Annotated in this window: 26 protein-coding genes and 2 tRNA genes; 7 read left to right on the plus strand and 21 right to left on the minus strand. The window is 65.9% G+C overall.

Features of this window, described 5'->3' with window-relative positions:
• Positions 1 to 157 precede the first annotated feature (157 nt).
• The gene (locus tag BLS97_RS24340) at positions 158 to 787 is read left to right on the plus strand and encodes a TetR/AcrR family transcriptional regulator (RefSeq protein WP_331710774.1); all 630 of its coding nucleotides are present in this window, start codon (positions 158 to 160) and stop codon (positions 785 to 787) included.
• Positions 788 to 1643: 856 nt separating this feature from the next.
• On the opposite strand, the gene BLS97_RS24410 is transcribed toward BLS97_RS24340, so the two are convergent.
• On the minus strand, positions 1644 to 1880 hold the full coding sequence (locus BLS97_RS24410) for a helix-turn-helix domain-containing protein (RefSeq protein ID WP_090474917.1): 237 nt from the start codon (positions 1878 to 1880) through the stop codon (positions 1644 to 1646).
• Between the two features lie 209 nt (positions 1881 to 2089).
• On the opposite strand from BLS97_RS24410, the gene BLS97_RS22680 reads away from it, so the two are divergent.
• Complete coding sequence (locus BLS97_RS22680; protein WP_157695204.1) at positions 2090 to 2569, plus strand: hypothetical protein; 480 nt, start codon at positions 2090 to 2092, stop codon at positions 2567 to 2569.
• A gap of 495 nt (positions 2570 to 3064) precedes the next feature.
• Here BLS97_RS22680 and BLS97_RS05380 read toward each other — a convergent pair whose 3' ends face one another.
• The 4 genes from BLS97_RS05380 to BLS97_RS05395 all read right to left on the minus strand — a co-directional run bounded on the left by BLS97_RS05380 (position 3065) and on the right by BLS97_RS05395 (position 8500).
• The gene (locus BLS97_RS05380) at positions 3065 to 3655 is read right to left on the minus strand and encodes a hypothetical protein (protein WP_090474919.1); all 591 of its coding nucleotides are present in this window, start codon (positions 3653 to 3655) and stop codon (positions 3065 to 3067) included.
• 140 nt (positions 3656 to 3795) lie between these two features.
• Positions 3796 to 4530 (minus strand): hypothetical protein, encoded by a 735-nt coding sequence (locus BLS97_RS05385; RefSeq protein WP_090474920.1) that lies wholly within the window; start codon positions 4528 to 4530, stop codon positions 3796 to 3798.
• A complete protein-coding gene (locus BLS97_RS05390; RefSeq protein ID WP_090474921.1) occupies positions 4527 to 7727 on the minus strand; it encodes a lytic transglycosylase domain-containing protein in 3201 nt (1066 codons plus the stop codon). Before BLS97_RS05390 ends, BLS97_RS05385 begins: the two co-directional genes overlap by 4 nt.
• Positions 7728 to 7960: 233 nt before the next feature.
• On the minus strand, positions 7961 to 8500 hold the full coding sequence (locus tag BLS97_RS05395) for a hypothetical protein (protein ID WP_090474922.1): 540 nt from the start codon (positions 8498 to 8500) through the stop codon (positions 7961 to 7963).
• Positions 8501 to 8544: 44 nt separating this feature from the next.
• Between BLS97_RS05395 and BLS97_RS05400 the strand changes: the two genes are divergently transcribed.
• Positions 8545 to 9210, plus strand: a complete 666-nt coding sequence (locus BLS97_RS05400; RefSeq protein WP_090474923.1) for a recombinase family protein — start codon at positions 8545 to 8547, stop codon at positions 9208 to 9210.
• A gap of 408 nt (positions 9211 to 9618) precedes the next feature.
• Here the strand turns inward: BLS97_RS05400 and BLS97_RS05405 are convergent, their stop codons facing one another.
• The 10 genes from BLS97_RS05405 to BLS97_RS05460 form a co-directional block, all read right to left on the minus strand.
• Positions 9619 to 10215 (minus strand): hypothetical protein, encoded by a 597-nt coding sequence (locus tag BLS97_RS05405; protein WP_157695205.1) that lies wholly within the window; start codon positions 10213 to 10215, stop codon positions 9619 to 9621.
• A gap of 112 nt (positions 10216 to 10327) precedes the next feature.
• Entirely contained in the window at positions 10328 to 10744 is a 417-nt protein-coding gene (locus BLS97_RS05410) for a hypothetical protein (RefSeq protein WP_090474925.1), read from the minus strand.
• A 98-nt stretch (positions 10745 to 10842) separates the two neighbouring features.
• The gene (locus BLS97_RS05415; protein WP_090474926.1) at positions 10843 to 11109 is read right to left on the minus strand and encodes a hypothetical protein; all 267 of its coding nucleotides are present in this window, start codon (positions 11107 to 11109) and stop codon (positions 10843 to 10845) included.
• A gap of 316 nt (positions 11110 to 11425) precedes the next feature.
• A complete protein-coding gene (locus BLS97_RS05420; RefSeq protein ID WP_090474927.1) occupies positions 11426 to 11644 on the minus strand; it encodes a hypothetical protein in 219 nt (72 codons plus the stop codon).
• A complete protein-coding gene (locus BLS97_RS05425) occupies positions 11641 to 12060 on the minus strand; it encodes a hypothetical protein (protein WP_157695206.1) in 420 nt (139 codons plus the stop codon). The genes BLS97_RS05420 and BLS97_RS05425 overlap by 4 nt, the downstream gene beginning before the upstream one ends.
• Positions 12061 to 12185: 125 nt before the next feature.
• Positions 12186 to 12410: a hypothetical protein gene (locus BLS97_RS05430; protein ID WP_090474929.1), complete on the minus strand. Its 225-nt coding sequence runs from the start codon at positions 12408 to 12410 to the stop codon at positions 12186 to 12188.
• Positions 12407 to 12862 (minus strand): hypothetical protein, encoded by a 456-nt coding sequence (locus BLS97_RS05435; protein WP_157695207.1) that lies wholly within the window; start codon positions 12860 to 12862, stop codon positions 12407 to 12409. Before BLS97_RS05435 ends, BLS97_RS05430 begins: the two co-directional genes overlap by 4 nt.
• A 201-nt stretch (positions 12863 to 13063) precedes the next feature.
• Positions 13064 to 13357 carry a zinc finger domain-containing protein gene (locus BLS97_RS24650; RefSeq protein ID WP_090474936.1) on the minus strand — a complete coding sequence of 98 codons (294 nt, stop codon included), beginning with the start codon at positions 13355 to 13357 and terminating at the stop codon, positions 13064 to 13066.
• 766 nt (positions 13358 to 14123) lie between these two features.
• On the minus strand, positions 14124 to 14873 hold the full coding sequence (locus tag BLS97_RS05455; protein ID WP_157695209.1) for a hypothetical protein: 750 nt from the start codon (positions 14871 to 14873) through the stop codon (positions 14124 to 14126).
• A gap of 102 nt (positions 14874 to 14975) precedes the next feature.
• Positions 14976 to 15197, minus strand: coding sequence for a helix-turn-helix transcriptional regulator (locus BLS97_RS05460; RefSeq protein WP_090474941.1), 222 nt, complete (start codon positions 15195 to 15197; stop codon positions 14976 to 14978).
• A 128-nt stretch (positions 15198 to 15325) separates the two neighbouring features.
• On the opposite strand from BLS97_RS05460, the gene BLS97_RS05465 reads away from it, so the two are divergent.
• Both BLS97_RS05465 and BLS97_RS05470 read left to right on the plus strand, forming a co-directional pair.
• Positions 15326 to 15856 carry a hypothetical protein gene (locus tag BLS97_RS05465; RefSeq protein WP_090474943.1) on the plus strand — a complete coding sequence of 177 codons (531 nt, stop codon included), beginning with the start codon at positions 15326 to 15328 and terminating at the stop codon, positions 15854 to 15856.
• Positions 15856 to 17031: a site-specific integrase gene (locus tag BLS97_RS05470; RefSeq protein ID WP_090474945.1), complete on the plus strand. Its 1176-nt coding sequence runs from the start codon at positions 15856 to 15858 to the stop codon at positions 17029 to 17031. Before BLS97_RS05465 ends, BLS97_RS05470 begins: the two co-directional genes overlap by 1 nt.
• A 78-nt stretch (positions 17032 to 17109) precedes the next feature.
• On the opposite strand, the gene BLS97_RS05475 is transcribed toward BLS97_RS05470, so the two are convergent.
• The 3 genes from BLS97_RS05475 to BLS97_RS05485 form a co-directional block, all read right to left on the minus strand.
• Positions 17110 to 17185 (minus strand) — tRNA-Arg (locus BLS97_RS05475).
• A 63-nt stretch (positions 17186 to 17248) separates the two neighbouring features.
• Positions 17249 to 17335: transfer RNA gene (locus tag BLS97_RS05480), tRNA-Ser, on the minus strand.
• A gap of 105 nt (positions 17336 to 17440) precedes the next feature.
• Positions 17441 to 17956 (minus strand): hypothetical protein, encoded by a 516-nt coding sequence (locus BLS97_RS05485; protein ID WP_157695210.1) that lies wholly within the window; start codon positions 17954 to 17956, stop codon positions 17441 to 17443.
• On the opposite strand from BLS97_RS05485, the gene hisC reads away from it, so the two are divergent.
• The gene (gene hisC, locus BLS97_RS23735) at positions 17910 to 19574 is read left to right on the plus strand and encodes a histidinol-phosphate transaminase (protein WP_231988373.1); all 1665 of its coding nucleotides are present in this window, start codon (positions 17910 to 17912) and stop codon (positions 19572 to 19574) included. The two genes, BLS97_RS05485 and hisC, sit on opposite strands and share 47 nt — an antisense overlap.
• Positions 19575 to 19587: 13 nt before the next feature.
• Here hisC and BLS97_RS05495 read toward each other — a convergent pair whose 3' ends face one another.
• A complete protein-coding gene (locus BLS97_RS05495) occupies positions 19588 to 20028 on the minus strand; it encodes a MarR family winged helix-turn-helix transcriptional regulator (protein ID WP_090474949.1) in 441 nt (146 codons plus the stop codon).
• Positions 20025 to 20456 (minus strand): SRPBCC family protein, encoded by a 432-nt coding sequence (locus tag BLS97_RS05500; RefSeq protein WP_090474951.1) that lies wholly within the window; start codon positions 20454 to 20456, stop codon positions 20025 to 20027. Before BLS97_RS05500 ends, BLS97_RS05495 begins: the two co-directional genes overlap by 4 nt.
• A 113-nt stretch (positions 20457 to 20569) precedes the next feature.
• Between BLS97_RS05500 and BLS97_RS05505 the strand changes: the two genes are divergently transcribed.
• Positions 20570 to 21352 (plus strand): 2-oxo acid dehydrogenase subunit E2, encoded by a 783-nt coding sequence (locus BLS97_RS05505; protein WP_157695211.1) that lies wholly within the window; start codon positions 20570 to 20572, stop codon positions 21350 to 21352.
• Between the two features lie 42 nt (positions 21353 to 21394).
• Here the strand turns inward: BLS97_RS05505 and BLS97_RS05510 are convergent, their stop codons facing one another.
• Complete coding sequence (locus tag BLS97_RS05510; protein ID WP_090474953.1) at positions 21395 to 22339, minus strand: methylenetetrahydrofolate reductase; 945 nt, start codon at positions 22337 to 22339, stop codon at positions 21395 to 21397.
• Positions 22340 to 22406 lie beyond the last annotated feature (67 nt).

Below are 22406 nucleotides of genomic sequence, written 5' to 3' on the forward strand. Positions count from 1 at the left end.
AGTGAAGGATTTCGTGATGATGTCTCACTTGGTTATAGCTTCTAACTTAGCGCTAGGTAGTAGCATCGTGTCAAGAGCCAACGAGAGGTTGATCCAGATGAGCGAGCAGACACCGAGCCGGCGCGAGCGGTACCGCGAGCAGACGCGGGAGGAGATCATGGCGATCGGCCTGGGCCAGATCGCGGCGGGTGGGGTAGCGGCATTGTCGATGAACGCGATCGCCAAGCAGATGGCCGTGTCGGGCGCCGCGCTGTACCGGTATTTCGCCGGCCGGGACGACCTGCTCACCGCGCTGGTCGTGCAGGCCTATGAGGATCTCGCGCAGACGATGGAAACCGCGGCCGCCGGTCGGCACCGGTCGGCCGGCGCGCGGGTGCAGGCGGTGGCGGACGCCTATCGCAACTGGGCACTGGCCAAGCCGCACTGCTACCGGTTGGTCTTCTCCACCTGGCTGGGCGCCGACCACCTTTCGTCGAAGGAGGTCGTCAGCGCTTCGGCGCGCAGCATGAACGTCTTCCTCTCCGCGCTCGGCCAGCTCCCCGAGAGCGGGGAATCCTCCGGCCGGACGGTGAATCCGGCCCTCGCGGCGGAATTGACCGCCTGGCACAGCCGCTCCGCCGAGCCCGCGCTACCGGCCTCGACGTTGCGCCTCGGCATCGCGTCCTGGACCAGGCTGCACGGCCTGGTGAGCCTGGAACTCGACGGTCACCTGCGGGCCACCACCATCGACCCCGCCTTGCTGTATTCCGCAGAGGTGGCCGACCTCATCGGCGCGGACGCGGCGTAGAGCGCGACGACTTGGATGGCCGCATCGCCGCACTCATGGCCAGGACGAAGGACTCGAGCCGGAATCTCGGTCAAGAGCCCGCCGACGTGCGTCAGTGCGGTGTGCGGCGTGACCGCGAGAATGCCCTTGGCGCTGGGAGAGTGGCGATCTCCGGGACCTGATTCGACCGGTACGAAGGACGCCTCCAGCGCGCCGACGCCGTCTTCGATGAACACGCGCAGGGTTGGGTCTCCCGCACTGAAGCCGCCGAGATCCCGTTGACTGCTTGCACTTCCCGCCGCATGGATCAGCGGATCACCGGCCGATTGGAGTCCGGCGGATCCCGGACCTCAATGCAAATGGAGCGACCAGTAGCCGACCTGGTTCGACGTGTGGGGGTTCCACGCGTTCTTCACAACCCACCCCGGCCGAGGGTGGCGCACGACAAGATTCACCGCGGCCGTGATGGCCGCGGAGCTGCGTTCGGAACGGGCCCGAAACCGGATCAGCGCCTCGAAGGTCGCGTTCGCGGTTGGGAAGACCAGCCGGGGCGGACGGGCCAGGGGCGTCGAACCGGATGATCTGGATGCCATCACCCAGGTGACGGGGATCAGTCCGAGCGAGTTGACGGCTGCTGCGCACGAGACGGCGAAGAAGCCGCGGCGTCGGATTCCTGATCGGGAGGTGGATCTGGAGTGCGCCTGTAGGGATTCGAACCCCCAACCTTCTGTTGAGTGATCGCAACATCCAGTGGTTTCCGCTGGATGGCACACATGCCCTCTGACCTGCTCTTACGTTGCCCGATTGCGCGTCTTCGCATCCGTTGCTTTCCGCTGGCATCCGTTGATTTCGCTGGGTTAACGCTGGGTCCCGGCGGTCACGACGATGCCGATCGGCGCGACCAAAGGAAATCGGCAAGAGCTCCTTCCGAGATCCGGATCGCCGACCTGGGCCCACGGAGGCGGATAGCAGCGATCTCTCCCCGTAGGACCATGATGCGAACGGTCTTCTCGTTGACCTGGAGGAGCTCAGCGACCTGCCTGGGCGTCATGTACCGCTGGATCATGGCAGGACCATTCAACTGCCGCGCGGAACTCTCGGACCTGTTCGGCATGGTCGGGAGTGTAGCCAGCACGAGCCTAGACCGTGGCTGGGGCGCGCATTGCTCCTGGAGGAAGTCGCCGGCCCGGCGCGTCCACTAAGGCGCACCTTGGCGCTGAGGCGCGAAGTGATCACCGGGACCACCCCCTTGTTCGGTTTGCCCTGGCTCACGGCTACGGTGAGCCCGCTGTGTCGGGCCATGATCAGGGCTGAGGAGAATCGATGGCATGGGGTGACGTTGCAGCTTGGGCTGCCGCTGTTGTGGCTGCTGGCGGCGCGGCAGTTGCTTGGAAACAGGCGGCTAACTCCAACCGGTCCGCCCGCGCGTCAGTCGTCGCGGCTGACCGGGCAGCGGCGGCAGCCGAACGTTCGGCTGCCGCCGACGAGCGGGCTGTCGCTTTGGCGGAGGAGCAAGCGTCCAACTACGTGCCGGTCTGGCGGTTCGAGCATGAGAGCGGCGAGATCTGGTCACTCGTAAATGGTTCGAATGAGACAGCGTTCGGTGCCGAACTCTTCGCCTCGTCAGATCTGGTGAACCGGATAGACCGCACGCCACAGGACGTCCAACCCGGTAGCGCGCTGCAGTTCTTTGCCATGAGAACGAACGCGACCGTGGATGACAAGATCACGGTGACCTGGTACCGCCGGGAGAGCCGTACCGATGTCCAACAGTCGTGGACGAGACCCCTACCCAGAAAGTGAGTGCAGGACCTCCACGACCCTCGGCATCCGTGGGCTGGACGAATGCCGACACTGTGGCCCTCCGGGGGTCCAACTTTGCCCCGAGGGGCTAGCCAACCGATGTTTGCCTCGATGTCGATCGCCAAGGGACGCCCACCGCTGCCTTGGTGTGGCGCGTCCGGGGCAGACAAGCGAGTCGGCCGCATACTGCTTTCCCCGGCAACGACGCAGGAAGGACCAACAGTGAAGAAGTACGAGGCACACCAACTGCACCACCCGGAGGGTGACACCTACCACTGCCAGGACCATGGCTGCAATGCACAGGTCACTATCCCTGCTGGCGGAAACGATCACGAGGCAAGGATCGAGCTGGCAAAGCAATACCCGAGTTCATCCTGCCGCCACCTCCGGCTCATCATGACTCATGGAACGCCGCGGTAGCCACCCACCTTCCTCACCAGCTCGACACGGGCCGGAGCAGCTGATGGCCGATTTCGCATCTGCTTGCGTCGTGTATCAGGCGTGGCCGCCATAGGTCGCCAGGCTGACGTCGTCGACGGTGAACCCGTGGACTTCGTCGAACGGGCCGATCGGTTGTCCGATCCATCCGACGCCCGGTTCTGCGTCTCGGTCGCGGTCGAGACGGACGGGAAAGCCGGCGGCTTTGAGACGACGCCCGATGTCGATGGCCTTGGAGACGTGGGCCTGTTCGGCCTGCAGCAGTGCCTCTTGCGCCGCGGTGATGTTGGCTCGGAGTTGGGACAGGTGCTTGTCCGGGCGGGTGCGCGCGTACTCCCTCGCCTCGGCCTCGAGGTTGGCCAGCTCGTCCGCCTGATCAGCGTCGGCGACGGCACCCTCGGCTTCGGCCAACGCAATTCTGGCGGCCGGCAGATCTCGGACGGAACGATTGCGCGCCGCTTCCGCGACGATGATCTCGTCCGCCTTGACGGTGTCGTCACCATCGGCGATCCGCTGCAGCAGCGCCTGGTGAGCGTCGATGTAGGGCTGCGCCGCCGCGTTCAGTTGGTCGACAACGGTCGCCGCGGCGGCGACCGTCGCTCTGGCTTCGTCACCGAGGGTGGAGCGGGTCAGGGTCTTCGTGGCCATAGTGCCGCCTGTCTGTGGTCGAGGTGGGTCCGAAATGAGGGTTGGGTGCCGGCCGGGGCTTCCACCTCCCGGCCGGCAACCCGTTGCCTACGCCTGTGCGGTCACAGGAGGCCTTGATAGGCGCAGGCCAGCTTGCTGGGCTACCAGCGGTTGCGCTCGCTGGCGGGCGTGAGACCGAGACCGCGCATGCCGGCTTCGACGCGCACCCGGTCTGCGGCTGCCTGCTGAGCGGCGGCTTCGACGGCGGCGCGGTTGGCCGCCGCGAAGGCTGCGGCTTCGGGCGTCACTGGTCGGTCGGACCCGTAGACGGTGTACTGGGGTACGACGGTGTGGTTGACCGGTGCCGCTGCGAAAGAGGTGTGTGTGGGCTGGTTCATGGTTGCTCCGTTCGGTGCTTGTTCGATGAAGACGGCCGAGGCACTGGATGCGACACCGCCGGAGTAGAGGGCTGCTACATCCGATAGGCGTGTGATCGGGGGCGCCGTTGTCCCCAGGAGCGTGACTCCCATCAAGACGGCCGGGTACACCTTCCCCGCGGGGGTGCGGGCGCCCCAGGACATCTGGATCGATCGGCGACGGAGCGCTGTCGGTATCGCGTCGCCGAGCTTCTGGGGTACTCCGACGAGGTCACCGAGCAACGTTTGCCCGTCGTTGGACACCCGGATGCGTTCGACCCATCCGAATGCGGGGCCGCCGTCGTGGCTGGGCGAGTCAGCGCCGAATCCGATGGTGATCGCCGGCCGGTCGACAAGGTGATCCTCGAAGGCTGCGGCCATCGAGGCGATGTCGTCGCGGGTGACGTTGCCGTCGCCTTTGGATGCGTTCCAGTTGCCGATGGAGACGAGCTCGACGTTCGGGATGGTGACCGTGCTCATTTCGCCCTCTCGAACTCTTCCGTGGCGACCCGGCGCATCTGCTCGCGGAAGGCATCTTGTGTTGTGGCGTCGGGGACGCCATGGAACACGAATGCCCCGGCCTGGAAAACCACGGATTTCCCGCTGCCCTGACTGCTATTCACGGTGTGCTGGATCGACTGCTCCGCGATCTTCCACTGGGCGGTCGACAGGATCGGCTCGGGCGTCGACAACCTCGACACGGCGACGTCGTTCGGCATGAGCCAGCCGCCCTCGTCATATGGACCTGATCCGAAGAAACCGTTGTTGATCAGTCCCGCTGGTCCGTAGTGGGCCCTGGACCAACTCAGGCCGGCGACGATGTTCGACACCGGGTCCCAGATGTTCTTGTTGTATGGCGCGACGGAATACGCGTCGAAGGTCGGCTGGATGACCTGCACCAGCCCTTCCGATGGGGTGCCTTTCTTCGCGTTGCTGTCCCACAGGTTGATGGCCTTGTCGTTGCCGGATGACTCGTAGTTGATCCGCCGCAGCACACCGTCAATGTCCGAGGCGGGCAGCCCCATGACAGATAGAGCCGTGAGACCTGCGCCGCGCCACCGCTCGACGGACGGGGACCATTTCGAACCGGAGGCAGCAGACGGGATCTGTTCACCGGCGGTTGATCCCGACGTAGCGGTAGCCGCGCCGACACCAGCAGCGCCGGTGGGTACCTGCTCGCTGTAGGTCGACGAGGCCAGCGTGTCGACTCGACCACCGGCATTTGCGGTGATCGTCCCTGTGGGGGTGCTCCCAGACGTAGCGCCGGTCAGTGGGTTCTCGGTTCCGGTGACCGCTGCGACCTTCCCGCCGAGCGCAGTGAGGGCAGCGTCGGCCTGGTTCGTCATCATAATGATCGTGGTCACGACCGTCTCGGGCATGTGCCCGTATGTCTTCTGCAGGTCGTCGGCGGCTTTCTTCGACCCGAGGAGGGCGGTGAGGTTCTTCTCCTCCAACTGGTAGCCCTCGGCGACGACCTTGTTCGCTGCGGCCCGCACCTGAGTGAGATCGTGGGTCTTCGCATAGGTCTGGTCGTACGCGGCGGTGCCGGCAGCGACGATCCCTTGCTGATCGTTGGTCAGCGTGGAGTACAGGTTCTGCCCAGCCGTGGAGCGCTGGTTGATCGTGCCGTCCGGGTTGTACAGCTTGCTCGGGTCCAGCTGCACAGCGCCCTGCTGACCCAATTTGAACTGGTCCGCCTGCGCCTTCAGCGCCTTGTACATGTTGCCGATGGCCTGCTCGAGCGGCGCGTCCCGGCCAGCCAGTCGATCAAGGGTCGCGATGACGGTGTTGACCTGGTCGTCCATGCTGGACCAGCCGAGCCGCAACGTGTTGACCTTCTCCGTGACCGCGGGGAGGGTCTGGTCAGCCATGTTCCCCAGGGTCCGGGTCAGGTCCAGCGCGGACAGTTTGTCGCGGTCCTGCATGTCGAGGCTGTCGCTCATCGCGTCGGTGTTCGTCTCGTGGGCCTGCGCCTCGTGCTTGAGGGTGGTGGCCAACGAGTCGGCGTCGGAGTTGAACGCCTGGTAGGCCTCGCGGGCCTTGTTCGTGGCGTCGTAGTTGTTCCGGATGCTGTTGGTGCCCTTGAGGTATGACTCGGCGACCTGGTCGACGGTGAGGCCGTTCTGCTTCGCCGTCGCCTCCATCGTCTTCATCGCACCGTCGGAGGACATCGCCTCGAAGGTTTTGACGATCCGCTGCCGGAACTGCTCCTGCTTATCCGACCCGCCGGTCAGCGCGTCGGCGTAGTCCTTCGTCGAGATGCCCAGCTTCTCGATGATGTCGCCGGTACCGGCCTTCGCGATGCTGTCCTGGGACAGCGCGGACGCGTTGGCCAGCAGGAGTCCGGTGTTCTCGTCGATTGCGTTGGAGAAGTCGGTGGTCTGCTTCGTGTTGTCCGACGTCGACGAGAAGAACGAGGTGAGCGCGATAATCCCGGCGCCGATGGCCAACCCCCACGGGCCGGCGAGAAAACCTGTGAACTTCGAGGCGCCCTCGAGTGCCCCGCTCATCCCGATCTTCGCCGCCGCGCCACTGGCCGCCATCAGGTAGAACCGGTCCGACAGACCGGTCAGCATCGCGATGAGCGGACCCTTGAGCGCCAGCATGGCCAGGCCGGCAGTCACAAAGATCTGCACCGGTTGCGGCAGCAGCGTGAAGATCCCCAGGACCGGTTTGACGACGGAGAACATCGCCGTGAACATCGGCACGATCGAGTTGCCGATGATGTTCGCGGCGGCGCCGAGGATCGGGAGGAGCTTCTGCCCCATCTCGTCCTGCAAGTTGTGCACCGCGGCCTTCGCCTGCCCTTGGGACAGACTCAGCGACCCCTGCGCCTTGTCCATGGCGCCCATCTGCTTGGTCGTCTGATCGACCAGGGCGTAGTACTTCGCCATCGGGTCGCTGGCATCCTTCAGGTGGTGATCGAGGGCGGCCTGAGACAGGGCAGCCGAATCCAAGGTGATGCCGTAGGCCTTCAACCCCCGCCCGATACCGCGTAGGCCCATCTGGATGTTCGTCGCAGCTTCATCCGTGGTCACGCCGTTGTAGCGAGCCACGTTGGCTGTGATTTCGGTGAGGGTCTCCGACATGTCGGCGAGGTCCTTGCGGGAGCCGAGCCTCATCGAGGTCAGGTACTGACCGAATTTGACGGTCATCTTGTCGGTCTCTGACGCGGACATACCGAAGGCATGCGCGGCGTTCTCCCCGAACTTGAGGACCTCTTCCGACGCAGCACCGAACTCCTGCCGCACGAGACGGATCCCGAGAGCACCGTCCTTGGCCTCGTCGATCATGCCGCCGAAGAAGGACACGGCACCGAACAGGGCGACCATCCCCAGGAGCGGCTTCATCAGCTCGGTGGCTTCCGTGAACCGTCGTCCAGCGGCGACAGCGGCAGTTCCGGTGCCGGCGACCACTTCGCTGGTGCGGGTCCATGCCCCTGATGCGACCGCCGCGGCGGTGGCGTTTGCCTCGCCGGTGGCAGCGGCCCGAGCCGCGGTCTCCGACAACGCCACGTTTGTAGTCCCGAGGGCAGCGTTGGTCCGGGCAGCGCCTTCGGTGGCCGCGGCACCGGTGGCAACGAACGACTCGTTGACCTTCCCGATCTCCGCGGCCGCCAGGTTCGCGTCGGCGACGACCATGCGGATCACCAAGTTCTGGACCCCTGGCGAGGTCACGCCGATTCCCGATCTTCGCGGCTGAGGCCGGCCATGACGAACTGCCGCACCCGCTGCGACCTCGAGCTGAGGTGGGCTGCCGCGTCAGCGTCGATCCGGTCAGCAACCGACTTCGGAAACCGGACAGCAACCGTAACCGTCTCCGGTTCCCGTCGACCCTCTGCTGCTCTCATGGGAAGAACCATGTAGGACGTTTGAATGCAAGAGGTGGACCGTCGGCGTGTCGCAGGACCTCACCAGAGCAGCAGTTGCTGCGGGTCGTCTCGGCACGCCCACTCCCGTTCGGGAACGCTGTGGGTGATGAACGCGCCGCAGGTGAACCCGTCGATGATCGGCGAAGGCAGCCAGTCGTCTACCACCCACTCCCCTCCGCGAGGCGCCTTCGCCTGCGGTCGGCGCCGCGGACCCGACCTACCCGACCGGACCTTCAGCTTCGTCGTCCGACCAGCCTCACCGGGGAGCGGAGCCAGCAGGCCGATGTCGCGGATCCGCTGCACCATGGTGCTCTGGTTGATCCGAGCGGCGCCGAGGTCCATGTCCGGTTGGGCGAGATCGTGGCGGGCTTGGGCTTCGAGGGCGATCCCGATGGCCAGGGATACGACGGATTGGCCATGGAGCTCGACGGGTGTGGAGCCGAGGACGAGCATGCCGGTGCCGGCGCAGATGGGGCAGTCGTCGCGGACGATGCGGGCGAAGCGGCGGACGCAGCTGGGGCACAGTCGTGCGACGGTCGGGCGGCCGGTGCGGGAGTCGACCAGTCCTGTCGTCTTCACCCGACCACCTTATCAAATACCCACGTTTGTATTATGATAAGGGCATGGCCACACGCAGGAAATCCTCCCGCACCCGACCGCTCGCCCTCGTCTACGTCCGAGTATCCACCGCGGACCAGGTCGAATACGGGGCCAGCCTCGACGCTCAACGCGCCACTCTCATCGCCGAGGCCGAACGGCGCGGATGGGAATGCGAGGTGGTCGCCGACGAAGGCGTCTCGGCCAAGAACCTGGACCGCCCGGGCCTGACCGGAGCGCTGAACCGCCTCGACGCCGGCGACGCCGATGTTCTCATGGCCATCCGCCTCGACCGGATCTCCCGATCAGTCGCGGACTTCGCCGGCCTAGTCGACCGCGCTGGCCGCAAAGGCTGGAACCTGGTTCTGCTGTCCCCCGCGCTCGACCTGTCCGACCCGGCCGGACGATTCACGGCCAACGTTCTAGCGTCGGCGGCGCAGTATGAGCGGGAGCTGATCTCGATGCGCACACGTGAGGTGCTGGCGAAGAAGAAGGCCGACGGCGTTCGTCTCGGCCGGCCAACGGCCGTCGCGTCCGCCGTCGTCGATCGGATTACTACCGCGCGCGCCGCGGGTAACTCCTGGCCGAAGATCGCGGCCGCGCTGAACGATGACAAGGTGGCTACCCCAACGGGTAAGGGCCGTTGGTACCCAGCTGGCTGCCGCGCTATCGCGCTAGCCGCCGACCGCTGATGGTGCTGGGCCGCATCCAAGGACCCAGTCCAGAGCTTGGACGGCCCCGCGCACCCTTGCCACTGCTTCCGGGGACATGGCGATGTTCTGCTTCTCGACCGCTGCAAGAGCATCACGGGCAACTTCTATAGCAGAACGATTCGGAGCTGCATCCATGCAGATCAGAATGCCACGAGGCACGGTCCACAGGCAGGACGCGGCTACGATGCGCAGTAGCCGGAGGCGTTAAGAGGCGGGCAAGTAGCGGCGGCTAACGTGACGCAATCGAGGGCAGTAGGTGTTGCCCAACGCAGCACCGCTGCTATAGTGGGACCAAGCAACACTGACTGGGACTGAACGGAGAGCCTAAGTCAGGGGCCAGCGAGAACCCCGCGGGGACGCTGGCCTTGTTGCGTATCTGGGGCTTTTTTACACCTGGAAGACCGTGGACTGCGCCTTGACCACGTCCCAGTAGCGAGCGTTCCCTCTGAGAACGTTCTGACGGAACGCCCATCCCACTGCATCGGGCACGCATAGAAGCGACTCGTGGCTGTCGTGCTGGTGCCGCAAGCGCATCTGAGCATGGATCGCGCCAGCGCGCTGGAGCTTATTGAACGTCCGGACATCCCGCCGGTTATGAACCTCAGGGTCTGGTCCAATGGCCTCGCGACTATCGGCGATCACCAGCGTGACGGTCTTCGCATGCAGCTGAACGAGTAGTTCCTCTAAGCACCGCTGCCGTGACGGCTCGAGCTTACGCTGCGAGTCAGTGGTCAGCGTAATCAGAGTGCAATCCACCGTGCCTGCGATGTGTTCCAGCATCGTCTCTACAACGGACTCGCGGCCCTGGTGCACAAGCTCGGTCGCATGAAAGCCTCCCGGAGCAATCTTTGCAATGCCGTTGCGACATGCAGCAAACGCCGCCTGATTGAGCACCGCGCCGGTCAGTTGGTAGTAGCCCAGCTCTCGGGGTTGTGAAGGATGCCAATCACGGAACGTCTCATCGACGAACGCGTACGCACTCAAATGCGCCACCGCCGCTCACGGGGTTCGCGCTTCTTGTCCGCCGAACCGTGTATGCGCAGGCCCACGGCCCGGCCAGCGATGTTGCTGACCGGGCCGCCTACTGCGCGAGTGATCAAGATTCTTGCTCATCTCCACTGCTTGCCTGAGCAGTTCGATTGCCCTTGATCGCTACCCCGGGCTCTTTCAGATCTATGCGCAGGATGCCGTTCTCGACCGTTGGGGTCCAGCGCCTCGAGACTGAGGTGTCGATCTTGTAGTACTGCGTGAATGCAGTTCCTGCGATGATCACTGGTCCGGAGACCTTGTCCCTGGTTTGTGCCCGCACCTCGTACCCGTGTGGTACGTCATCGTCTACACCGCGGATTCCAATGACTTGGTCGTCCTTGTCATAGAGCAGCTCCACGTGCGATGGACTGTCCATCAGCGCGTAGGCAGCGCGATTCATGGAGAAGATGCCCCTCATCTGGATCGTGATGATGGGTGCCTTCGCCAACGGAGTAAGTCGCTTATCGAAAACCTCGAACGCCATGAACGTGACGCTACCCGGACAAGGACTCCCACCGCGAGCTTCATCGCTTGGCGCGCCGCATCTAGCCCGCAAGGAGCGATCGGTCGCTTCTAACGTCTCTATCGCGACTGCGCGTCGAGTTGTCCTTGAGCTTCCTGCTGAATGTCGCGGCCCGTCGCCGCTTTGATCGCTGCAACCGCGTCTGCGAGAGGGTGCCGGGTCATCACAGACAGCGCCGATACGAAGACGTACCCGAACTCCTGCTTGCTGTGATGGGCCATGACCCGCCCGATGACGACGTCGACGACCGCGGGGTCGTGGCAGATCGTGGTGAGGATGAACGCGAACCGCGTGCCGTCCTCGGTGATGCGGTTCATGTCGAGCACGCCCGACAGAAGACGTCCTCGCCGAGCATCATGTACACGGGCAACGGGCCACGCTCGGGGGCTTCCGGTTCGGTCATCGCCCGACACCCTTCTCGGGGTTGACCCCAAAAACGGCGGCTACGCTCTCGATCTGCGATTTTCGTGGCGTCACGAAAAAGGTGGCCCGGTGACCGCGACGTCTGGTCCCAGGCGTCTGTTGACTGAGTTGCGCCGGAGCGGTTCCCTTCGTCCGTCGTGATCACGGTCGGTGACCACGGTTTCGTACTGGAATGGACCCTTTTTGATAAGTGTGTCCGCCGCGATGGACACCCTGGGTTCAGGGGCTGGCCATCGGTCGCGGGTGAGCCGGGGTCGACGACGCAGTCACGACGAGATCCGCGAATTCGGCCGCCGACCCGTGGGACGTGTAGACCGACCCGTCGCTGAGGCGAACCGTGCACCCGGTCTCCCCCGCTTTCTCGGTGATCGACGCGACCTGTGCGGGGTTGATCAGCACGGTGCCAATGGAGTCGTGCTGCATCTGGATGAACCTCACGCCTCGAGCTCCTTGACCATTGGGTTGAGCGCCTGGCTGAAGACGACACTGATCGAGGTGTCGCCGTCGGCTTGAACACGGACCGGGGCGTCCAGCCCGTGCAAGCGCGCCTCGCGCTCCAGGAGGCGGACGAGCCGGTCAACCGCCCGCAGTCGGAGCTCGGCGCGGTCCTCCAGCGCAGCAGCCACTCGATCAACCCACTTCGCCCCCTCGACTGCGTCCATGGCCGCCGGGATCGTTGGCGCCGGGTGCTGCCTGTTGATCACCTCGAGCACTGTCCGGTACCCCATGCCGATCCGTTCCGCATGCGCGGATCGGAGAGCGTCGGCCTCGTCGCTATCGCTGCGATCGAGGACGGACTTGATCGCTCTTGAGACGCCGGCCTTCGATTCGTAGCCGACCCGCTCGGCGATCACCCGCAGCGGCGTGCCCTCAATGAACAGCCGGACCGCCTCGGCTTGCTTCCGACGGATCTCGACGGTGCGTACCGACAGTCGCTTCGAGGGGCTGTTGCGTGCTCCAGGAGTTGCGCGTTTCGCGGTCATTTCATCTCTCCGAGTAGGCGGAGTCGTTCTTCGGTCCGGGCGATTTGAGCCTCCCATTCGGGGATGCCGAGGGCGCAGAGTCGGCGTTCTTCGTCGTCCTGGTTGGGGTCGGCGGCGTGTTCTTGGTCGACTGCGAGGAGTTTCCGCAGTACGACCAGGCTGTCGTTGAGTTGCTTGCGGAGTTGGACCTTTCGGCCGATGTACTGGGCGCGGTCAGTCACAGTCGTTCTCCGGTTTCGGGGTCGAGGACGAAGGTCGGTTCGAGGGGCGGGTACAGGGTGTGCCAGTCGATGGGGGGTTTCTGCGGGTAGCCGGTCGGTAGATTCCAGGTCCGGCCGGTAATCCCAGGTCGTGGTTCGCAGTCGACGTAGGGGGTGCGTCCGTCGCTGTAGAGCGGGATGTACACGTGGTCGGTGAGGTCGTATTCGCCGTCGTCGCGGACGGGCGGCATGGTGTTGGGTAGGCGTCGGTTGAAGAACGGCGCCAGCATGGCCTGAACCTCGTCTTTCAGGCTGTCGAGCATCTCGCAGGCGACTTCGCAGCTGTTGTCGCCCTCGATGCGTCCGCCGATCTGGTCGCTGATGTAGCCCACCTGGTCGGCGACGAACAGGACCAGGTACTTGAGGGCGTCCAATGGGTCGGGGGTCGTGCGTTGTTGGGGTGCAGCGGTCATGTCGGGGCTCCTCGATGTGGGGTTACCGGTCGCCCGGCGGTTGGGACATTTCCAGCCAGCTCGAGCGGGGCGCTCGTGGTGTGCGGGCCGGGCTGACACGGCCGTGGCCGCAGCGGGAGCAGATGCTCAGCCGCGGTTGGTCGGTGGGTTCGAATTCGGTGACGGTCTGGCACTGATCGCAGAACAGGCGGAACCGGGCGGTCATCGTCGGCCGGCCGCTGCTCGGGCCCGCCGGTGGTGGCCGGGCACCTTTTCGCCGTACTCGATGCCGGTGAGTCGGTTGATGCACTTCTCGCCGGCCGACGCGGTGCACGTCGGACAGTCCACGCTTCTGACCAACGCTCGGAACGCAGCGGCGTCACGAAGTTCCCGGGCACGGTCGATGGGCACGATATCGGCGATCGACGATGGCAGATCGGTCGGCGACGGGGCCGACGGTTGGGGTTTCCGTTCGTAGATCATGCTGACCTCGAGGCGGCACGGCAGGACGGGCATTGGGCGTCTCCGACCCACGGTCGCACCTCAGCGCCTCCCGGAACACCGTGAGGGCAGGGGTCCATCTTCGACAGGTCGTTCAACCACCGCGTGCGATCGGCTTTCGCTCGGCTCTCGTGGGTCGTCTCCCATTTGATGAATGCGCGGCGGGCCGCGCCGCAGGCGTAGCACCGGTCGGCGGTTCCGTTGGGGTGGACGCTGCAGTGCGGTGACGGCTTGAGCTCGATCGTGGTCGGATGGGTTGCGGGTGGCTCTTCCGTTCCAATTACTTCCCTTCCTTTTGGGGCGGGATATCCCGCCTGGTCGCCCGCCTGGTCGCCCGCCTGGTCGCCCGCCTGGTCGCCCGCCTGGTCGCCCGCCTGGTGATGGGCGGGATATCCCGCCTGGTCGGATGCTTCGGAACCGACGTTCAATCGCCACCTGACAGAGCGACCCTCCATGCCACTTCGGGAAATCAGCCCAACGACTTCGAGTGCCTCAAGCGCGTTCCGTACGTGACGGCGAGGCATGTGACTCACCTCCTCTGCGAGTGTGTAACTGGAGGGCCACGCCTCCCCGGCGCCGTTCGCATAGGTGGCCAACGCGACCAACACGCGACCGATGGCGTGCTGCCCAATGTGACGGTTGCCGATCGGCAACGGCACTTTGAGCGCCCACCTGACGAAGTCGTCCACGTCTGATCAGGCCCTCTGCTCCCGCGTACCAGGCGCGATAGATGGTTCCGGCGAAGGACGCCGCGGCGATTTCACCATCGGCATTGCTGCGGTCACGGATGCACCGAGCCGTCTGCGTCGATGGTCTGGTCGAGGCCAGCAGCGAGGTTCGACGCCGTCACCAGCCCGACAGCAAGGCGAGCGGCCTCCGAGGGTGTCAGGGCGACATCGGCCAAGCCGATCATTTCGACGGCTGTCGGCTCGACGAACTGGCCCCAGCTGCGGACGGCCACCACGTTCACTTCGACGTGGGCGTAGGCGGGAGCCGGGTCCATGACAAAGCTGTGTTCGCAGGTGCTCTCGTCCTTGAGGTGGCTGCCGGCTTTGTGGAGTGTGCACCACGCAGGGCACGGTTCGATAGCCGGCCCGAACCACAGACCGTCCTGCCACCGTTCGAAGATGGCGGCGATGCCTGTCGCGATTGCGGACAGCGGACAGTTACCGGCGATCCGGACGAAGCGGACTTTCCCGTCCCACGCGGCCACAACGGGCCAGCCGTCAGCGATCTCGGTTTCATCCCACACGATCTGCACCGCAAGCGAGTCGTAGGTGAGCACGATGGTGGTCAAGTCCACGAACGCGTCGCGTACCAGTGCGTCTTTCGGATCCCCTACCTGAATCAGCCAAGAAGCGCGGATAGAAGCGTCCAATTCGCTCCAGGCCGCCTTAACGTCGACGTTGTCCGACGCGAGGTGGCGCCGGTCATCGAACCACCGGGTGAGCGTCAATGGCTCCTCTGGTGCGGCCTTGTCCACAGTTTGTCGATTCTGCTGCGGCAACGTCGGCATTTCGAGTACGGTCACGGGAGTGCCTTTCCTGTTTCGGACGAATGGGCTGGGGTGCTCTGGCCGGCCGACGTTGACGCGTCGGGCCGGCCTCTTTCCTTCAGTGAGTGCAATGAGCGGTCAAGCCGCTGGCGGTCGCTGATCGGCCTGCGACTCGAGCCATTCGTCGATGTCGCTCCGGCGGTAGCGCAGGTGCTTGCCGATCTTGATGGCGCGCGGGCCCCGACCGTCAGTCCGCCAGCGGTAGAAGGTCTGCTGCGGGATCCCGACCAGCGCAGAGAGCTCCGCGACGTCGAGCAGCCGATCTTCCTGTGCTCCAACGGCAACCGTGTTGCGCTTCATAAGCGATGCTCCGTTCGAAGTGGATTAGCGAGACCACATCACTGTACGCCATCCGATGTGGTACTGCAAGCATCCATCATTAGTGATGTGGCTTGGCGGATCTACGCCCGTCATGACAGACTGACGCCATGGGATGGAGCACACGCGCGGCGAAGCCCGACAGAACGCGAGTCGTCGAGCTGTGCCCGGGTCTCCTCTATCCCGTCGGTTGGGACCTCACCGGAGCAGTCGAATCAACGCCGCCGATCCTCTGGTCTGGACGCATCGAGTTCAACGAACAGGTTGGGCGCTACGAGCTTCGATGGTTGAAGGTCGACGCCGAGACAGGCGCGACCGTGACCGGCGAGGTGCTGCGGAGCATTCCGGTGAGTCAGCTGATCATGCAGGTGGTAAAACCGATCGATCAGAAGCCGATGGCAGGTCCTTACGCGCTGACCAGCGAGTTACAGGCACGGATGAGAGAAGCGGGCCCCGTCACCGAGACCCTGCAGATGGTCGCCTGGATCTACCGGGTGGCCTTCGCGACCGGCGACTCCCCAACTAAACGCGTAGCGACGTCCTTCGACATACCGCGTCCTACTGCGGACCGGTGGGTCCGGACAGCACGAGACCGCGGACTGCTCGGCGACGAACCCGGGCCTGGGAAGGCGAGTGTCTGATGCCGCGAAAGCCCCTGCCGCTAGGCACCTACGGCCGGATCAGCCGGAAGGAGATCGAGACTGGCCGGTGGCGGGCCCTTGCGCGGTTCCGAGACTTCGACGGCCGCACCCGGCAGGTGGAGGCATGGGGCAAGTCCGGGGCGGCCGCCGAGCGGGCGTTGGTGTCGGCGATGACCGATCGTTCGGCGCCGGCTGCGGACTCGATCACGCCAGAAACCAGGCTGGCTGCAGTGGGCCGGATCTGGTTGGCCGAAGTTGCCCGGTCAGATCTGGCCACCAACACCCAAAGCAGGTACAGCGACCTGGTCAACAACCACGTCGTACCCGGCATCGGCGGACTGCAGGTCCGTGAAGCTACCGTCGGCTCCTTGGACCGCTTCATCCGCACCGTCAACGATCACGTCGGTGCCGCAACGGCCAAGGGATGCCGAGTCGTTCTGGCGGCCATGCTCGGCCTAGCCGCCCGCCACGACGCGGCGCCTCGCAACCTGGTCCGGGACACCTCGGCCGTACCGCAGGAGCGGAAACCCGTGCGCGTGCTCACCGAGCGCGAGGTTCGAGCGCTCCGCGGGAAGCTGGCCGCCGACAAGGCCACCGTCAGAGCCGACCTACCGGACATCGTCGATTTCATGCTTGGCACCGGCGTGCGGATCGGTGAGGCACTGGCGTTCCGGTGGGCGGACCTCGACCTCGGATCGGCGATCGCCACGGCAACAGTCACCGGCACCGTGGTGCGCGTCCACGGCCAGGGCTTGACGATCCAGGACCACCCGAAGACGGCGTCGGGCCGCCGCCGGCTAATGCTGCCGCCCTTCGTCGTCTCCATGCTGCTGCGACGGCAGATGGATGTCGTCGAGGGCAACGCCTGGGATCTGGTCTTCCCCTCGAGCACGGGCACACTCCGGGAGCCGCAGAACGTCCACCGGCAGTGGCGCGCCGCTCGAGCTCGGGCCGGCATGGACTGGATCACGCCGCACGTCTTCCGAAAGTCGGTGGCCACCGTCATCGGCCTCGGCGACGTCCGCGCGGCCGCCGATCAGTTGGGGCACAGCGGAACCGCCGTGACCGAGCGGCACTACTTGGCGAAGACGCATGCCGGGCCCGATGCCCGGTCGTTGCTCGAGGCCTTCGGTCAGCCGGCGGACGAGGCCGATCGCAGCGATTCCGCTGGGTAAACGCTGGATCGGGACTACTCAACCCCCGAAACGACCACAGCCCCTCGACCTGTTAATGCAGGTGAGGAGCTGTTGCGGTGGTGCGCCTGGAGGGATTCGAACCCCCAACCTTCTGATCCGTAGTCAGATGCTCTATCCGTTGAGCTACAGGCGCATGTTCAGTTGTTGACGCGGTCCAACAGTACTGCCACCGGCGCGTCCCAGGAGACCACCAGCGCGGAAGCGGAGGGATTTGAACCCTCGGTACGATTACTCGCACAACACATTAGCAGTGTGTCCCATTCGGCCGCTCTGGCACGCTTCCCAGGGCCACCCTGGGGTGGCCCGCCGAGCGCTTACCCTACCTGCCTGCGGGACCGGGTGGCAAAACGATCGGCGTGCTCTCGGCTGACCTGCGCCGACGCCCGTTTCAGGACAGGCAGTTGGTCATGGCCAGGGCATTCGGGTCCGGCACGGTGGCCGCCGAGCACCCCTTGACCGCGTACGACGTGCCGTCCCACGCGTAGACGATCCAGACGGTGGAGCCGTCAGCCTGGTCCTGCACGGCCACCCCGATGCCGTCGCCGACGGTCAACGTTATGGCCTTCGCCGTGACCGAGGTGATGCCGGCCACGCCGCTGACGTCGGACCAACTCCCCTGGGCGTTCACCTGGTACGCCGCGGCCACGGCCGTGCCGTCGGACTGCGCCGCGATGACGATGCACCGACCGTTGGTGTCGCAGCCCAGCTCACCGCCGGGAGGCGTCGGGAAGGTGGTCCCGTAGGTGATGTTGGCCGCGCCGGCGACGGTCCCGTCCCCGCGGATGGCCAGCAGCGCGGCGCGTCCCTGCGCAGTGGCGACTTCGGCCGCCCCCAGGGTCGACGTGATCCCCGCGTGGGTGGCCAGCACGGTGCAGCCCGGGCAGTTGGCCAGCTGCACGTTCATGGTGCTGCGCGCCGTGGTCGCCGCCACCGCTGACGAGGAGGTACTCGGCGCCAAGGAGGTGCTCGCCGCAGACGCCGTCGCGTTCGGAGAGGCCGACGTGACCGGAGCGGCCTTCGGGCCGGAAGCACCCACCGGACTCAGCGCCGTGGCGCTGCTGGTCGCGATGTGTGTCGAGGCGGCCGTCACGGCTGCGCTCGTGGCGGGTCCACCGAGGTCCGGCACGGTGACGACGATCGACGCACCGGCGGTGGGGCCGGCGACCGGCAAGGCCGACACCGAGGCCGACACCGAACTGCTGCTGGCGGCGGTCGAGCTGGGCAGGGTGCACGCCGTCAACGCGGTCGCCAGTACCCCACCGACGAGCACACCGCGCGTCCATGTCCTGTGTCTGGTGGACCGACTACCGAAGCTGGGCATGCCACTTTCCTACACGACGACCCCGTCGACTCCTGGTAAGCGCGGGCCGAGCGCGACGGCGAAGGTTAGAGTGTCCAACCGGCACCGGACACGGACGCCGACAGCCCGCACCCGATCATCGAGGTTGACCATGACGGTCCAGATCCGCCCGGCGCTCGACTCGTTGCCGGCCTACGCGCCAGGCCGCACGGTCCCCGGCGCGATCAAGCTCGCCTCGAACGAGCTGTCCTTCCCGACCCTGCCCGCCGTGTCGGCCGCGATCCTGGGCGCCATCGGAGCCGACGCGTCCGGCATCAACCGGTACCCCGACAACGGCGCGCAGGCCCTGATCGCCGCCCTGTCCACCCATGTCGGCGTCGACCCGAGCCACATCATCGCCGGCTGCGGCTCGGTCGCGTTGTGCCAGCAGCTGGTGCAGGCGACCTGCTCGGAGGGCGACGAGGTGATGTTCGGGTGGCGTTCGTTCGAGGCCTACCCGATCGTCACGCAGATCGCCGGAGCGGTGTCGCGCCGCGTGCCGGTGACGGCGCAACACGCCCTTGACCTGCCGGCCATGGCCGCCGCGGTCACGCCGAGGACCCGCCTGATCTACATCTGCACCCCGAACAACCCGACCGGCACCGTGGTCCACCAGCAGGAGTTGCTCGCCTTCCTCGATGCGGTCCCGGAGAACGTGCTCGTCGTCGTGGACGAGGCCTACGGCGAATTCGACACCGACCCGGATTCGCCGGACGGAGTGGCCCTGGCCACCTCCCGTCCGAACGTGCTGTCGCTGCGGACCCTGTCCAAGGCCTATCAGCTGGCCGGCCTGCGCGTCGGGTACGCCGTCGGTGATCCGGCAGTGATCACCGCGCTGGCCAAGGTCGCCATTCCCTTCGCCGTCAACTCCCTCGCCCAGCAGGCCGCCATCGCCGCCCTGGGCGCCCGCGACGAGCTGAAGCCCCGCTGGCAGCAGGTGATCTCGGAGCGATCCCGGGTGACCGATGCCCTGCGGGCGGCGGGCTACGAGGTGCCAACGTCGCAGGCCAACTTCGTCTGGCTGCCTCTCCGCGAGCGTGCCGCGGCATTCGCCGCGCACACCGAGGCCAACAAGGTGATCGTGCGGCCGTTCTCCGACGCGACCGGTGGGGTGCGGGTCACCATCGGCTCCCCGGCCGAGAACGACGCCTTCCTCGATGCCGCACGGTCTTTCGCGCTCTAGCCCGAAAGTCGAGCTATCTCGCCAGCACGGCCAGGGCGCGGACCAGCGACGGCACCCCGTCGCCCAACCGCCCGAAGAACGCGCGGTCACACGCCTCCACCACCACGACCGCTCGGTTGGCCAGATCGGCGCCGGCGCGCGTCACGGTCAGGGCCTTGGCCCGCCGATCGGTGGGATCGGAATCTCGTCGTACCAACGCTTTGGCCTCCAGGGTGCGGATCACCTGGGAGGTCATCATGGGGTCGGTGGCCGCATGGTCGGCCAACCGTTTCTGCGTGACGGCACCCTCGGCGGCCAGATAGGTCAACGACGCCAACAGGACGAACTGCACATGGGTGAGATCGAACGGCCTGAGCGCGGCCCGAATGGCCGACTGCCAGCTGTTCGTCACCTGCCACAGCAGCAGCCCGGGGCTGTCCGCGGCGGATTCGTGACCGGTCTCGAGCCTCGTCACCGCTGAGCCGCCACCTTGGCCTCGGCGGCCCTGACCAGAGCGTCAAGGTCGGCCTGGGCGGACTTGCGTAGGCCACCGCCCATGACCATCGTCCAGACCTTCGACAACGGTCCGGACATCCGGACGGCGACCGAAACCTCGGTGCCACTGGACGTTTCGACGATGTGATGGTCGAAGGTGAGCCTCGCTCCCCACAGGGTGGAGACGTCGACGAAGTCAGTGGCGGTCAGCTTCTCGACGGTGAACTTCACCTTCGGGCCACCCTTCGGCTTGAGGGTGCCGGTGGCGCCCTGGACGAAGGGTCCGTCGAGCCTGACCCACTCGGTGTCGGTGTTCCATTCCGGCCAGGTGTCCATGTCGGCCCAGAGGGCGAAGAACTGGGCGGCGGGAGCGGTGGAAGTGGCGGAGGCGGTGGCGATCGTCGTCATGTCATTAGTATGCGCGCATACTAATGACGCCGTCAAGACGAACCGGACCAGATTGACAAGCACCAGCGGCCGCCCGCTCGCCCCGGCAGCGAAGCGACGACAGAATGGAAGTCATGACCGCCGTCCGGCCCCGCCGCGTCCGTCGGCAGCCGTTCCGGGCGAGCCGACGGCTGGTCACTGCCGGGCTGCGCGCCGGCCGACGCCTGGTGCCCATGTACGGACTGGTGGAGGTCGACGTCACCCGGGCCAGGAAGGCGCTGGCCGAGAACGACCCACCCCTCTCGATGACCGCATTCGTCGTGGCCAGCGTGGCCCGGGCCGCCGCCGAATACCCGCAGGTGCACGCCTATCGCAACTGGCGCGGCCGGCTCGTCATCCACAGCCATGTCGACGTGATCACCTTGGTCGAGGTCCCCACCGCGCACGGCCCGATCGGGCGGCCACATGTCCTGCACGACGCCGACATCCGCAGCGTCGCCGATCTCACCGCCGACCTGCGCCGAGCCCAGCATGAGCCGGGCGCCAACCGCAACCGATGGATGGACCGCGCCACCCCGGTCGTGACCCTCATCCCGGGCGCGCTGTGGGTCATGTACGCGGTGATGGCGCGATCGGTCGCGGTGCGGCAGCGCATCGGTACCGTCGCCGTCACCGCCGTCGGCATGTTCGCCGGCGGTGGCGGCTTCGGCATCACCCCCATGACCGTCGCCTCGCTGGAGATAGTCGTCGGCGGAATGACGCAACGCCCGCGAGCCATTGACGGTCAGGTCGAAATCCGTGACGTTCTCGATCTGACGCTGACCATCGACCACCGAGTCGTCGACGGAGCCCCGGCCACCCGCTTCGGCGCCCGGTTCCGCGAACTGCTCGAAACTGCTGCCGTGATCCCCGACTGATCCCGGAACGTCATTCATCGCCTCGTTCGAGAACGCGGAATGCTACGCACCGTCAAACGGCCGTACGTTCTCACCACAGACCGCGGCGATCTGCCCGGCCAGTTTCACAGACATCTCGATCTCGTCGCGGCGGGCCGAGACGCTTTCCACGTTGATGCCGAACGGGACGTCCATTCGCCTGCAGTAATTGACAAGGTCCGCGGCCACCGCAAGGGCGTGGTCGTGTGAGATCTGAAGCGGAGTAGCCGAATCCGTGAGATCCCGTTCGACCCAGTGCGGCACTTCGACGCCGAGCCACCGCAGGAACTCCAGGGTGGTGAGGGATCCGACAACTGAGAACGTGAAGACAATGGGGACCAACGGCAATCCGCGGGCCCGGCACTCGTGCCGATAGTCGGAGATCATGTTCTTCGCCGCGTTCGCGTCGAAGATCACCTGTGTGACGAAGAACGAGCAGCCGGCTTCCTGTTTGGCGATCAACCGCAGGTGCTCGTCACGTCGCCTCATGTGCCGTTCCGGGATCGCCACTCCACCCAAGACCAGATCCGGCCGGACCTCATTGCGAAGCGAATACGCCCGCGCGAGCGAGATCGCCGTCTCGCGGCCTCGACTGGACGCGCCGACGAAGACGGACAGCACCCGATCGGTGTCCTGGGCACTCAGCCATGACCGCAGCTGGTCCTCCGAATACTTGCCCACCGCGCGATAGACAATTGCCGGCGTCGGCCACGTCAGAAAATGCTCCTGAAGATAGGTTGCCGGATCCCTGGTCGGAAGAAACGGGAATGGACGCTCGTCCGGGTTGCGGTCGCTCTCGTCCGTGATGTCGTAAAGAATGACCCCGTCCAGCTCGACCGAACTCAGGCGTTTGATGGTCGCCTCGGCGATCTCGGCGACTCTCTGCGGCGACGCCGCCTCCCGAGGGGGCGTCAGGGCAAAGAGAACGAAACCTCCTCGCCCGTCGGCCATTCGCTCAAGCAGTTCCACCCGAGCATCGTACGTGGCCGGAGTTCGCACAGTCGGAGTCCGCACCGGGTGTTCGCCCCGACCAGGG

It is taken from the genome of Nakamurella panacisegetis, from assembly GCF_900104535.1.
Taxonomy (GTDB): Bacteria; Actinomycetota; Actinomycetes; order Mycobacteriales; family Nakamurellaceae; genus Nakamurella; species Nakamurella panacisegetis.

Coding starts and splice junctions, on each gene's coding strand:
- BLS97_RS24340 (WP_331710774.1), top strand. CDS start 158: ATGGCGATCGGCCTGGGCCAGATCGCGGCGGGTGGGGTAGCGGCATTG.
- BLS97_RS24410 (WP_090474917.1), bottom strand. CDS start 1,880: ATGCCGAACAGGTCCGAGAGTTCCGCGCGGCAGTTGAATGGTCCTGCC.
- BLS97_RS22680 (WP_157695204.1), top strand. CDS start 2,090: ATGGCATGGGGTGACGTTGCAGCTTGGGCTGCCGCTGTTGTGGCTGCT.
- BLS97_RS05380 (WP_090474919.1), bottom strand. CDS start 3,655: ATGGCCACGAAGACCCTGACCCGCTCCACCCTCGGTGACGAAGCCAGA.
- BLS97_RS05385 (WP_090474920.1), bottom strand. CDS start 4,530: ATGAGCACGGTCACCATCCCGAACGTCGAGCTCGTCTCCATCGGCAAC.
- BLS97_RS05400 (WP_090474923.1), top strand. CDS start 8,545: ATGGCCACACGCAGGAAATCCTCCCGCACCCGACCGCTCGCCCTCGTC.
- BLS97_RS05410 (WP_090474925.1), bottom strand. CDS start 10,744: ATGGCGTTCGAGGTTTTCGATAAGCGACTTACTCCGTTGGCGAAGGCA.
- BLS97_RS05435 (WP_157695207.1), bottom strand. CDS start 12,862: ATGACCGCTGCACCCCAACAACGCACGACCCCCGACCCATTGGACGCC.
- BLS97_RS24650 (WP_090474936.1), bottom strand. CDS start 13,357: ATGCCCGTCCTGCCGTGCCGCCTCGAGGTCAGCATGATCTACGAACGG.
- BLS97_RS05460 (WP_090474941.1), bottom strand. CDS start 15,197: ATGAAGCGCAACACGGTTGCCGTTGGAGCACAGGAAGATCGGCTGCTC.
- BLS97_RS05465 (WP_090474943.1), top strand. CDS start 15,326: ATGGGATGGAGCACACGCGCGGCGAAGCCCGACAGAACGCGAGTCGTC.
- BLS97_RS05470 (WP_090474945.1), top strand. CDS start 15,856: ATGCCGCGAAAGCCCCTGCCGCTAGGCACCTACGGCCGGATCAGCCGG.
- BLS97_RS05485 (WP_157695210.1), bottom strand. CDS start 17,956: ATGAACGTGCAGCTGGCCAACTGCCCGGGCTGCACCGTGCTGGCCACC.
- BLS97_RS05500 (WP_090474951.1), bottom strand. CDS start 20,456: ATGACGACGATCGCCACCGCCTCCGCCACTTCCACCGCTCCCGCCGCC.
- BLS97_RS05505 (WP_157695211.1), top strand. CDS start 20,570: ATGACCGCCGTCCGGCCCCGCCGCGTCCGTCGGCAGCCGTTCCGGGCG.